Source organism: Burkholderia sp. E168m23 (genome assembly GCF_016586125.1).
In the GTDB taxonomy this organism is placed as follows: Bacteria; Pseudomonadota; Gammaproteobacteria; order Burkholderiales; family Burkholderiaceae; genus Burkholderia; species Burkholderia orbicola.
Window position 1 is genome coordinate 1 of sequence record NZ_BCPP01000091.1, and the last position, 12,250, is coordinate 12,250.

Sequence of the window (12,250 nt, forward strand, 5' to 3'; positions counted from 1 at the left end):
CAATTCGTCCGCGATACGCGCGTGATCGTCGAGCATTCGGCGCGCGAAGGCCTTCACGTCCGCGTTCGACGAACGGTCGAGCGCGAGTTGGCTGGCCTGTCGCTCCACCTTGCCGAGCATGCCCGCCTTGTCGACGAACTCGGCGTCGATGCCGATCGGCCGCTGCGTCAGGCCGGGCTCGTCGGCGGTGGGGCCGGGACGGATGACGCCCGGCGCGACCTGCGCGGACGAAGCGGGCGGCGCTTGCGCGTGCGAGAACGCGAACGTCAGGACGCCGGCGGCGGCAGTCAGCGTGACGACCGCCACTGGCCGACGCCCGCCCCGCTTCATCCTCCGGATTGTTCGGTTTGTGCTCATCCGGGCCTCCGTGTCGTGCGACGGAGCGGGTCCTCGGTGCGGCTTGCCGTCACGCGGGACGATGGGCCGACGAGAAGAAATCGGTCCACGCGCCGTTGTGCCACGCGCCCTCGGTGCGCTCCACCGACAGCGCGCCGGCGGCGAGCATCGTCCGCTCCGCGAACGTGATCGTGCGCCGCGTCACGTGCGCGGCCAGCACCACCCCGTTTTCGCATTGTTTCAGCGCGCCGTGCCCCTCCGGCGCATCGCCGCGCATTCGGCTGAGCGCGCCGCACAACGCGCCGACATAGCCGCCCACGAGCGGCACGCCGATCCACGCGAGCGGGGAATGCAGCCCGCCCAGATACAGCAGCGCGGCCCCGGCGAGCCCGACGATCGCGCCGATGGCCACGCCCTCCAGTGCACCGAGGCCGCCCGGCCGCGCGGCGGAGTCCGCATAGACGTCGCCGCCAAGCCAGAACAGCGCGTGCTGTCCAGGCGGATTGAGAAAGAAGACCTTCACGTCGTCCCGGTGCATGGCGTGGCCGCGCAATTGTTCCGCGCAGCGTTCCGCCTGCTCGAGCCGAGAGAAACGGCCCGCGATGATGGTGTCCATGTCGAACCTCCTGCCCGGTGACGCGCAGGGTCGCGGGCGCGCGACGCCCAATCGGCCCGGCGCTGGCCCGCGCATCACGTTACTTCCGGCGGATCTGCAGCTTGTCGCGCACGCCGCTCACGCCGCTGACGTCGTGCGCGACGCGGATCGCGGTCGCGCGTTGCCGCTCGTCGGGCACGTTGCCCGTGAGCTCGGCCACGCGGTCACGCACCTGCACGTCGATGTCGCCGGAGGCCAGACCGCGTTCGGCGACGAGCGCGGCCCTGACACGGGACGCGAGCGTCGCATCGCGGATCTGGCCCCCGACAGCCGACGCCTGGCTCGCGAGCTTCGCACGCGTGCCCTCCTCGGCCGATGCGTAGCGGGGTGTCGCGATCCATGCACACGACAGCATCAGTATGCTCGCGATCGGCACGGCCGGCGTCCTGCGTCGCGTGCGCGCCGGCTTGCCGCCGGTGCGGTCGTGCCGCGTGTTTTCCGTTGCGTCCATCGTGCCTCCTTTTTCGTATGCGATCCACCCGCCGCCGCGCCGTATGGATACGGCAGGCTACCGCTGGCGCGGCTTCCCGTCTCCAGTGTCTCCCGTGTCGCCCGCGTCATCCGGTACGACGTCGACGATCACGCTCGCGAGCGTCGGCATGTCGACCGGCTTGCACAGATACGCATCGAACCCCGCGGCCATCACCCGGCGCCGGTCGGCCTTGCCGGCGTGCGCGGTCACCGCGACGACCGGCAGATGTCCGCCGCCGTTCGGCAAGCGCCGGATCCGGTCCAGCAGCCAGTAACCGTCGCCGTCCGGCATCGCGAGATCCGACAGCACGACGCTCGGCGGCTGCCGCTCCACCGCTTCGAGCGCATCGTGCCCCGACCGCGCGGTCGATACCTGTGCGCCCATCGTTTCGAGCGCTGCCGCAAGGCTGGTCCGGGACGTTGCGTCGTCGTCGACCACCAGCACGCGCTGGCCGTCGAGCGCGACCGTGTCGGACGCGCCCTTCGTCCGCGACGGCTGCTCCGTCGGATCGTCGGCGTCCCAGCCGGCCGGCAGCGTCACCGTGACGGTCATGCCGCGCCCGGCGCCCGCACTCGTCGCAATTACCTCGCCGCCGTGCAGCTGCGCGATGTTGCGCACGATCGACAGGCCGAGCCCGAGGCCCCGCTTCGGCGACGTGAACGCGCCTTCCGGCCGGCTGAACGTGTCGAACAGGTGCGGCAGGTATTCCGGCGCGATACCTTGCCCGGTGTCGGAGACGGACAGCCGCACGCGCTCGCCGGCGCGCGTCAGCGACACGTTGATGCGGCCGCCCGGCGGCGTGAACTTGATCGCGTTCGACAGCAGGTTCGACAGGAGCTGGCGCAGGCGTTCGCCGTCCGCCGGAATCACGCAGGCCGGCATCGCGTATTCCGTCGACAGCACGAGCCCGTTCGCCTGGGCGGTCGCGTCGAGTTCACGTGCGGCGTCGCGCACGATCCGCACGAGGTCGACCGGCACGCGTTCGAGACGCAGCCGGCCGGTCGCGAGGGACGAGGCGTCGAGCAGGTCGGCGACCATGTGCGACAGCGACCGCGCGCTGCGATCGATCGCGTCGACCGCCTGCTGCGCGAAGCCCTGCCCGTCGGCGTTGCGCAGTACCTCGACCCAGCCGTAGATCACGTTCAGCGGCGTGCGCAGCTCGTGCGACACCGTCGCCAGCAGCTCGTCCTTCAGCCGGTTCGACGCGTCGGCCTGCACGCGCGCGTCGCGGGCGCCGCGCAGCGAGCGAAGGTGGTGGCGTTCGTTGCGGCGGCGTTCGCCCGCTTCGCGCAGCGTCAGCGACAGGCCCGCGCAGTGGCCCTGCCCGTCGATGATCGGCGACGCGGCGAACGTAGCGCGAAAACGGCCGCCGTCGGGGCGCACGCACAGCACGTCGAGCGGCCCGACCGGCGCGCGCAGGTCCGCGAACGACGCGGGCACCGCGTGCCGGCGCAACCAGCGCGCGCGATCATCGTGACGATATCGCGGCCGTTCGCCTGGGCCGTATCGATGCCGAAGATGCTGGCGGCGGCCGGATTCCAGCTGGTGATCCGGCGCGCGGCATCGGTCCCGACGATTGCATCGGGCGACGCATCGACCACCCGGCGCAGCAGCCCGTCGTCGGATAGGCTCGCGACGGACGACGGCTCGCGGTGCGGCGGGTACGGATCGCTATCGTCGTCGCCGATGTCCCGCAATCGATCATTCGCGAGCAGCGGCTTCACGGTCGCCACCAGCACGCATTCGACGAAGCCGATCGCGACGAACGCGCCGGCTTGCGCCAACAGCGTCGCCAGCGGCGCGTCGCGCCACCACAATGCGCCGATCACGCCGACACTGGCGGCGGTCGCGGCGAGGCCGCCGCCGAACGACGTCAGCCATGCGGCGGCCGCCACACCTGCGTAAAAAGGCAGCGGCGCAAAGGGCGCGTGCTCGCCGACAGCCCGAATCGCCCACGCCTGCAGCGCGGTCGCGAGCCCGACGGCCAGTACGACCCATGCACCTTGCCGGAACACCTCACGGGTCAGAGTCGTCATTGCATCCTTGCATCGCGCCGGCTGTCGTCGTGCGGAGGCATGCCCCCTGTCGGCCATGCGGCGTGCCGTCGAACGCGCCGGGCGAGCGTGAAAACGCCAGCAAACAACGTACCTGATGGCGCTCGCACCTCACGGTCGCGGCAATGGCCGCTGGGCGCTGCGCCCGCACTGGCTGCGTGGTGGATCGTCTCCCTCGCGTCCCCGCGCCGTCGCACGCCGCCGTAATGTGTGGCCGGCCGCTTTTTTCATCGGGTTTCTGTAAAAAAGCGCCGGTTCCGACGCGGACGTGGCGTCACGGCACGGCCTGCAAAAAAGTGATCGCCCGTTTCTTTCGTTCACGCTGCGCACATTGGAAATTTCTATTCGGCGGCACCTTCGCGGTCGTTTCGCTGTCGATGATAAATATTGCAATCAACGGAACGTGTGATGCCGTTTTTCAAAACGGCCCGCGAACGCCTATGGGTGAATCCGCCAACCGGACGAAGCAGCGTGCAGACGGTCGCCGGCTGTCCGGCCGGTCCGCCGCGATGCGCACGCTGCTCGGCCGTATCGAGAAAATCGCGCCGACCCGCGCGAGCGTGATGATTGCCGGCGAAAGCGGGGTCGGCAAGGATATCGTCGCGCGTCGGCTGCATGATCTGAGCGCGCGGCGTGACGGCCCGTTCGTGCCGATGAACTGCGGCGCGATTCCGGCCGAGCTTGCCGAGGCGCAACTGTTCGGGCACGAAAAAGGCAGCTTTACCGGCGCGATCACGCAGCGTGAAGGTTTCTTCGAAGCCGCGCGCGGCGGCACGCTGCTGCTCGACGAAATCGCGGAAATGCCGGCGGCGCTGCAGGTGAAGCTGCTGCGGGCGATCGAGTCGAACACGATCGTGCGCGTGGGCGGCACCGAGCCGATTCCGATCGACGTGCGGTTCGTCTCGGCCACTCGCCACAATCCCGCCGAGGCGGTGCGCGACGGCCGGCTGCGCGAGGACCTGTTCTACCGGCTCGCCGCGTTCGCGATCTACGTGCCGCCGCTGCGCCAGCGCGACGGCGACGTCGAGACGATCGCGCAGGAATTCGTCGACACGCTGAATGCGCGACATCGCGCGCACAAGCGGCTGACCGACGCGGCGATCGCCGCATTGCGCACGTATTCGTGGCCCGGCAACGTGCGCGAACTGCACAACACGATCGAGCGCGCGTACATCCTGGCGGACGAAGGCATCGACGTCGCGCTGCCGAAGCAGGCGCTGCCGGCAGCCGAGAGCACGTCGGAAGGCGCGATGGCGCTGCCGGTCGGTGCGACGCTGCACCATGCGCAGCAACGCTTCATCGCGGAGACGCTGCGTCACTTCGACGGTAACAAGCCGCGCGCGGCTAAGGCGCTCGGCATCAGCCTGAAGACGCTCTACAACCGGCTCGCGCTGATGCGCGACCAGGACGATTCGTGAGCGGCGCGGCCCGCATGCCGCGGGCCGTCGGCCGCCAGTTGCGTCAGGCGACCTTGAACTGCCCGACCGTCGTCGCCAGCGCGTTCGCCTGCGACTGCAGCGCGGTGGCCGCCGCAGTCGACTGTTCGACGAGCGCTGCATTCTGCTGCACCATTTCGTCGAGCTGGCTGACCGCGCGGTTTACTTCCTGGATGCCGCGCGTCTGCTCGTTCGCCGCGTGCGTGATCTCGGAGATGATGGTCGTCACGTTGGACACGTTGGACACGATCTCGCGCATGGTGTCGCCGGCCTGGCGCACCTGCCCGGACCCGGCCGACACGCTCGCGACCGTCGATTCGACCAGCACCTTCACTTCGCGTGCGGCCTGCGCGCTGCGCTGCGCGAGGCTGCGCACTTCCTGCGCGACGACCGCGAAGCCGCGGCCCTGTTCGCCCGCGCGGGCGGCTTCCACGGCCGCGTTCAGCGCGAGGATGTTGGTCTGGAACGCGATCCCGTCGATCACGCCGATGATGTCGCCGATCCGGCCCGACGCTTCCTCGATCTTCCCCATCGTCGCGACCACGTCCGACACGACCACGCCGCCGTGCGACGCGATCCGCGACGCGGCCGCCGCACGTTCGTCGGCCTGGCCGGCGGCCGCCGCCGACTGACCGACGGTCGCGGTGATCTCTTCCATCGACGCGGCCGTTTCCTCGAGGCTCGCCGCCGCCGACTCGGTTCGCGACGACAGGTCCTGGTTGCCCGCCGCGATCTCGTTCGCGGCCGTGCGCACCGATTCGCTGGCGTCGCGGATCTGGCGCATCACGTCGTTCAGCTTGTCGATGAAACTGTTGAACGAGCGCGCGATGTCGGCGACTTCGTCGCGGCCGTCGGCCGGCAGGCGCCGCGTCAGGTCGCCGGCACCCGAGCCGATCGCGGCCATCGCCTGGCGCACCTGCGACAGGCGGCGGAACGCGGTCGCGGTGATCGCGCCGATGATCAGCGACGCCACGCCGACGATCACGATGAGCGTGATCAGCGATGCGGTCAGCAGCGAACGCATCCCGGCCGTCGCTTCGGTCTTGTCGAGCAGCACCAGCGCGTACCAGTCGGTACCCGGCACGGGTTTCGCGCGCACCAGCTTCGCGTCGCCGCCGACGCCGACCTCGACCGGCGCATTCGCCGCCGCGATCGAGGCCACGCCCAGCGAGCCGAGTTCGGGCGAGACGTCGGCGACCGGCTTCAGCGTGAGCTTGGCGTCCGGGTGCGCGACGACGTGGCCACTGCTGTCGACCAGCATCCCGAAGCTCGTCGGCGTCGGGCGGATCGACTTCACGTTGGCGATCACGCTGTCCATCGACAGGTCCGCGGCGACCACCCCCTTCAGCGCGCCGTCGCGCAGGATCGGCACCGCGAACGTGACGACGAGGTTGCCCGTGCCGGCATCGACGTACGGCGGCGTGACGACCGGCTTGCCGGCCTGCGCGGCCTGCTTGTACCACGGGCGGCCGGTCGGGTCGTAATCGGGCGGGATGCCGGTCGGGTCGGAGAAGTGGAACGCCTTGTCGGCGTAGCCCGCATAGACGTTCGTGAAGCCGCCGGCCGCGGCCATCTGCTTGAACACGGGCAGCGGATCGGGCGTCAGCGCGGCGTCCTGCAGCGACGCGATCATCCGGCTGCGGGTGGCGACCCAGTCGGCGATCCCGACCACGTGGCCGCTGGCGACCGAGGTCAGGTTGCGGTCGATCGCGTCGTCGTTGTACGAGCGTGCGATGAAATAGTTGATCAGGGTCGACGCGACCAGCGCGAATACGACGATGGCGACGCACGCGGCGAGGATGCGGGCGCGAATGGACGAGAACATGGCAACGACTCGGTAAGGGAGCGGGAACGCCCGGTGGACGAATTCACCGGGTAAACGGCAAATCGCACCGCTTACTTGAGGTCGTTGTGACAATTCAATGAAACGTATGACGAAACGCGTCGACGCCTGTCGGCGAATCGTCAGGATGGCCGGATTCGATGGACGGGCGGCGCGCCGGTCTCGGCGCCCGGCTCCCCTCCGCTACAACCGATGGCTCGGACGCGGATCGTCGTCCGCAGGTGCCGCGTCGGCCCGGGTATCGCGGTCGAAGTCGTCCTTCCGGCGCATCCGCTCGCGCAGATTCCGGATCGCGAACACGTGGATGTAGTCGTGCACGCGCGCACCGGACGACAGCGCGCGCACTTCGTCGTCGAGCATTGCACGCAGCTGATCCGCGCCGATCGCGCGCTGTTCGGCGGCTTCCTTGAGTGAATCGAGCAAATTGTCCTTGGACATCGACGAACTCCTGACGGTCGAGGAACGAAAAGATGACGGTACTGGAAGCTTAAAGACTGGATAGACGGGCGGCGTACGATGCGCCGACGCGTGTTTGCGCGCGATCAACGGCACATTGCGTGCCGCCGCGCCGGTTCGTTGCCAAACTGGCCGTACCGAACCGGCCGCGCGGGGTTCGCGATGCACATGGCCCGCGAACGAAACTGAAAGCCCTGCCACGCCACCCCGGGCGCGGCACTGGCGACGGGCGGCGGATGGAACGCCGGGCGACGCCGATGCAGAAGCGAACTTAGACCGGCCGAAATCACGCGTCAAGCGGCGCCCGCCGCGTGCCGTTCATTCATGGGGGACGAACGCGCCGGACCGGCCGGCCGCCGCGCGTGTCAGCGGATTCCGATACGCGTCGCGCAATTTCCTGACAGCGACTTCAGCGCGCGCCGCTTGGCAGCGCGCCCTCGCCACACGATACTGATCACATGAACCAGGCGTTCATACCGGAACATCGCTCAGTCGGCCATCGAGCCGGCACGCGGGGTCCGGCGCAGGAGACCAACCATGGCACATCGCAACTTACCGGGCCGGGACGGCCAGCGGCGCGCGTCGGGCAACGCGCACGCCCTGCCCGCCCGGGCCGCGTCGGCTGGCAACCGTCCGTCCGACGATCTCGACACCCTGCTCGCGCTCGCACGCGAGGCCGGGTTGCTCGTCACGCTCGACGGGCAGATCGGCCGCGAAAAATACCAGAGCGTCGCGGGGTCCGTCCTCGCGTTGCAGCGGTTCGCCGCGGCGCTCTGCGCGCGACACGCGGCCGATGCGCCGGCCGGATCGGAGCTGCGTCGCAAGGCGCGCCCCGGCTGGCCGCATGCGAATCGTCTGCGTAGCCGCACGTGCAGCGCGTGCGCGCCGCTGCATGCCGTGCGTCCGCATGTGCGGGTACGACGCGGCGCGGGCCGTCGGCACGACCTGCGATCCATTCTTCGTACCCTCTGACCTCTGTCCCGTGCAATGGCTGCGTGCGCCACGGCGCGGCTGCCATACCGGCGCGCTGCGTGCACGCGTCCATGTTCGTCGCGATCCATATCGAAGCGAACGCGCGCGATGATGTGCCGCTCGACGCGGCCGCATTCAACCCCCTTGCTGCGGAAATGGATTCGACGGGGCCAGGCGGAAAGCGGACGGGGTGACTTGCACCCCGCCCGTCCTCCAAGGCAACCGTCGGTTGCCTACCCTCGTGCCAGAGAGTTCCCGGTCGGATGACGCGCCGTATAAACCCGTGGCGCGGCTCCTGAAATGATGTGACGGAAGCGAATGCGGCGGAAATGGCTACCCGCATGCAGGCGCGGGATCGTGTGCGAGCACGACAGACCCGCCGCGCCACCGGACGTTCCATCACTGTCTCACGCGATGCGCGTCGCGTTTCTGATGCAGGTCAATCCTGAGCCGCATCGATCGCAACGACGCGCGATTCACTCCACACCACGCACCAGCAGCACGGGCACCTGCGCGAGGTGCGCCACGCGTCGTGCGACGCTGCCGATCAACCAGGCGGCGATGCCGCGACGGCCATGCGTGCCGACCACCAGCAGCTCTGCCCGCCAGTGCACGGCATCGCGCATCAGCGCATGGGCCACGTCATCGCTGGTCGGATGCGTTTCGACGATGCCGCGCTTGGTCGGATTGCCCGTCGCGTGGAACAACGGGCCGATCTTCGCGAGCGCGTCCTCGCCCTCCGCGCGATACGCATCCTCGAGCGCGCGCACCGGCACGACATCGGTCAGACGAACCGCACGGTCGATCACGTACGCCGCATACAGCAACGTCCCCGGCGCGGCGAAGCCGAGGCCGACGCGCACCGCATGCAGCGACGGCTCGCTGCCGTCGACCGCGAACATCAGCCGCTGCAGCGTGCCGTCCGTCGGCCGTGCGTAGGTGCCGGGCACGATCAGCAGCGCGCAGCGCGCGCGTTTCGTCAGCGTGTCCGACATCGCGCCTTCGACGAGCCGCAACAGCCCGTGATGCGGATTTGCGCCGATCGCCAGCACGTCCGCGTGCCACGTCGACGTATCGTTCACCAGTGCGTCCACGACCGAGCCGCCCGTGACCGACGTATCGACGACCGCCTGTTCGACTTCGCTGCCGCTGTCGGCGAACAGCGCCGCGATTCGCGCGCAAGTGGCTTGCGCTTCGCGCATCATGTCCTCGCGCGCGGACGTCAGCAGCGCGTCGATGCGCGGAATGTCCGGCAACACGAGGCGCGGATTGTCGATCGCGCAAATGATGCGCAATCGCATGCCGGGGCGCAGCAGCGTGCGCACATAGCGCGCGGCGGTCAGCGATTCGGGCGTCGGGTCGACGGCCAGCGCGATCCGCGCGAGCGTCGGAATGGACTGGGCAGTCTGCATGGCGAAGATCTCCGTGCGTGCGCGTCGTCGCTGAACGACGACGGAAGCTTCGCGCGGCAGCGGCGCGCGGCGGCCGGACAGCCGCCGCGGTCGCGGGGATCGGGGGATGCCACGCGAAGCGCGGACAAGCAATGCGTTCGTTCAGCATAGGCCGTCCGGCCCGCGCATGCATGATCGCGATCAACGATCATGCGGCGCCCTGCCCGCTCCCTCCGTTTACGACTTCGTCGGCATCGACGCGGCCGGACGGTTCGCGTAGAACAGCGCGTACGCGATCCCGAGCAGCACGATCCACACCGGCCCGATCACGAGCGCGACGCGCGTATCGGGCGTGAACGCCATCAACACGACGACCAGCACGAGAAAGCCGAGCGCGACGAACGAACCGAGCGGATAGAACGGCACGCGAATCGGCAGGCGCGCGACCTTGTCGGCCGACAGCGTGCGGCGAAACCGCATCTGCGCGATCAGGATCACGCACCACGTCCAGATCGCGCCGAACGTCGACACCGACGTGAGCCACGTGAACACGTGCTGCGGCGCGAGATAGTTGAGCAACACGCCGATCAGCAGCAGCGCGACCGACACGGCCACGCCGTACACGGGCACGCCGCTGCGGTTCACGCGACCGAGCGCGGCCGGCGCCTGGCCCTGCTGCGCGAGGTTGTAGAGCATCCGCGCGGTGCTGAACAGGCCGCTGTTGCACGACGACAGCGCCGCGGTCAGCACGACGAAGTTGATGATGCCGGCGGCGGCCGGAATGCCGAGCCGCGAGAACGTCATCACGAACGGGCTGCCCTGCGTGCCGATCTGGTCCCACGGATAGAGCGACATGATCACGAACAGCGCACCGATGTAGAAAATCAGCACGCGCCAGAACACCGAGTTCACCGCCTTCGTCAGCGACTTCTCCGGGTTGCGCGCCTCGCCGGCCGTGAGGCCGAGCATCTCGACGCCGAGATACGCGAACATCACGATCGGGAGCGCGGCGATCACGCCGTTGATCCCGTTCGGCATGAAGCCGCCGTGCGACCAGAGGTTCGAGATGCCGGTCGCGACCCCGCCGTTGCCGATACCGAACGCGATCATCAGCCCGCCGCCGATGATCATCAGCACGATCGTGACGATCTTGATCAGCGCGAACCAGAATTCGAATTCGCCATACAGTTTGACCGCGATGAAGTTCACCGAGCCCATCGCGAGGAGCGCCGCGAGCGCCCAGATCCAGTTCGGCACGCCGGGGAACCACATGTGCATGTAGACGCCGACCGCCGTGATTTCCGCCATGCAGGTGACGATCCACACGAACCAGTAGGTCCAGCCGGTCAGGTAACCGGCGAGCGGGCCGAGGTAGTCGCGCGCATAGCGGCTGAAGGCGCCGGCGACCGGGTTGGTGATCGCCATCTCGCCGAGCGCGCGCATGATCAGGAAGATCGCGAGGCCGCCCAGCAGGTAGGTCAGCAGGATGGCCGGCCCGGCCGTGCGGATCGCGGTGGCCGAGCCGAGGAACAGGCCGACGCCGATCGTCGCGCCGAGCGCCATCAGGTTGATGTGCCGCTCTTCCAGCCCGCGGTGCAGCTGGTCTTCTGGTTGTTTCAAATCCGTCTCCTTGGCAGCCGCGAGCGGGCCGCCGTCATTGTATCGATGACCATGCGCGCCCGTTCATGCCGATTGTGGCAGCCGAAAACGAAATAATCGCCGCTGTCGATTTCCGAATAAGAAACGACACGGATACCGCGTCAATCCGGATGGAATTGCTGCGGATTATCCGACCTTTCCGGAACAATCCGGAAAAACGGATCGAGCCTTTCACCGAATACACCCGAGCGGCCCGCGCGACGCGGCTGTGCGCGTGACGAGCGGCAACGGGATTCATCGCTTTCGGCGCGAACGAACGCGCGTCGAATGTGCGCCATTTCGCGCACGCAATATGCAGGCGGGATTATAGGGAGGATCGGCGGTTTCACGCCAGGCGATTTTGGGAGAATCGCGGCGGGCGAAATGGGTGACCGGATTTAAATCCGCGTAAAACGGTGTGCGTATTTATTTCGACAACGTCGCCCGCACCGTATACTCGCCCTCCAGCCCGCCCTGCTCGGGCCGTACGAAATACCGCGACGAATCCAGATCGGCCGGCAGCGGCTCGACCGGATAGCCATGCTTTTCCCACGCATCGAGGCCGCCCTTCAGCGCCCGGATGTTGTGGATCATCTTCTTGCGCTGCATCTTCGCGATGAGCCGCTTCGCAGTCGCCTCGTTCGGACACACGCAATAGACGACGATCGGCCGCTTCAGCACTTCCGGGTCGAGCAGGTCCGGCGAATCGAGATCGACCGGCACCGCGCCGGCGATCCGGTACGGCTCGCGGTCGCGGATCGCCTTCGGCCGCGCATCGAAGATCAGCGGCGGTTCGTCGGACGTCATCATCTCGACGAGCTGCGGCGGCGAGATGCGCACCTGTGCGAGATAGCGGCGGAACTGTACGCGGCGCACCCAGCGGTACAGCAGGAACGTGATGAAGATCGCGAGGAACGCGTCGAGAATCGTGCCGCCGCTCGCGCGCACCCACAACACGAACTGGACGATCTGGTCGTGAATGGCCGCACCGCCGATC

Annotated in this window: 11 protein-coding genes and 1 pseudogene; 3 read left to right on the forward strand and 9 right to left on the reverse strand. The window is 68.5% G+C overall.

Going from position 1 to position 12,250, the window contains the following annotated elements:
* From JMF90_RS07535 to JMF90_RS07550, 4 genes and pseudogenes are all read right to left on the reverse strand, one after another.
* A partial coding sequence (locus tag JMF90_RS07535; protein ID WP_201325015.1) for a DUF4142 domain-containing protein occupies positions 1-357 on the reverse strand: 357 nt, incomplete at its 3' end.
* Positions 358-406: 49 nt separating this feature from the next.
* Positions 407-952, reverse strand: coding sequence for a hypothetical protein (locus tag JMF90_RS07540; protein ID WP_011547718.1), 546 nt, complete (start codon positions 950-952; stop codon positions 407-409).
* A gap of 79 nt (positions 953-1,031) precedes the next feature.
* On the reverse strand, positions 1,032-1,442 hold the full coding sequence (locus JMF90_RS07545; RefSeq protein ID WP_006479042.1) for a BON domain-containing protein: 411 nt from the start codon (positions 1,440-1,442) through the stop codon (positions 1,032-1,034).
* Between the two features lie 57 nt (positions 1,443-1,499).
* Positions 1,500-3,499, reverse strand: a pseudogene (locus JMF90_RS07550) (ATP-binding protein).
* Positions 3,500-3,894: 395 nt separating this feature from the next.
* On the opposite strand from JMF90_RS07550, the gene JMF90_RS07555 reads away from it, so the two are divergent.
* Positions 3,895-4,935: a sigma-54-dependent Fis family transcriptional regulator gene (locus tag JMF90_RS07555; RefSeq protein WP_011547720.1), complete on the forward strand. Its 1,041-nt coding sequence runs from the start codon at positions 3,895-3,897 to the stop codon at positions 4,933-4,935.
* 43 nt (positions 4,936-4,978) lie between these two features.
* Here JMF90_RS07555 and JMF90_RS07560 read toward each other — a convergent pair whose 3' ends face one another.
* Positions 4,979-6,778, reverse strand: coding sequence for a methyl-accepting chemotaxis protein (locus tag JMF90_RS07560; protein WP_011547721.1), 1,800 nt, complete (start codon positions 6,776-6,778; stop codon positions 4,979-4,981).
* Between the two features lie 201 nt (positions 6,779-6,979).
* Complete coding sequence (locus JMF90_RS07565) at positions 6,980-7,234, reverse strand: DUF3562 domain-containing protein (protein ID WP_011694735.1); 255 nt, start codon at positions 7,232-7,234, stop codon at positions 6,980-6,982.
* A 555-nt stretch (positions 7,235-7,789) separates the two neighbouring features.
* Between JMF90_RS07565 and JMF90_RS07570 the strand changes: the two genes are divergently transcribed.
* Positions 7,790-8,224: a hypothetical protein gene (locus JMF90_RS07570; RefSeq protein ID WP_011547723.1), complete on the forward strand. Its 435-nt coding sequence runs from the start codon at positions 7,790-7,792 to the stop codon at positions 8,222-8,224.
* Between the two features lie 71 nt (positions 8,225-8,295).
* Positions 8,296-8,418, forward strand: a complete 123-nt coding sequence (locus JMF90_RS40600) for a hypothetical protein (protein WP_256858174.1) — start codon at positions 8,296-8,298, stop codon at positions 8,416-8,418.
* Positions 8,419-8,700: 282 nt separating this feature from the next.
* Here JMF90_RS40600 and JMF90_RS07575 read toward each other — a convergent pair whose 3' ends face one another.
* From JMF90_RS07575 to JMF90_RS07585, 3 genes are all read right to left on the reverse strand, one after another.
* Positions 8,701-9,636 (reverse strand): universal stress protein, encoded by a 936-nt coding sequence (locus JMF90_RS07575; RefSeq protein ID WP_011547724.1) that lies wholly within the window; start codon positions 9,634-9,636, stop codon positions 8,701-8,703.
* Positions 9,637-9,852: 216 nt separating this feature from the next.
* Positions 9,853-11,235: an amino acid permease gene (locus JMF90_RS07580; protein ID WP_011547725.1), complete on the reverse strand. Its 1,383-nt coding sequence runs from the start codon at positions 11,233-11,235 to the stop codon at positions 9,853-9,855.
* A 444-nt stretch (positions 11,236-11,679) separates the two neighbouring features.
* Positions 11,680-12,250: thiosulfate sulfurtransferase GlpE (locus tag JMF90_RS07585; protein WP_201325016.1), on the reverse strand; the 571-nt coding region annotated here is incomplete at its 5' end.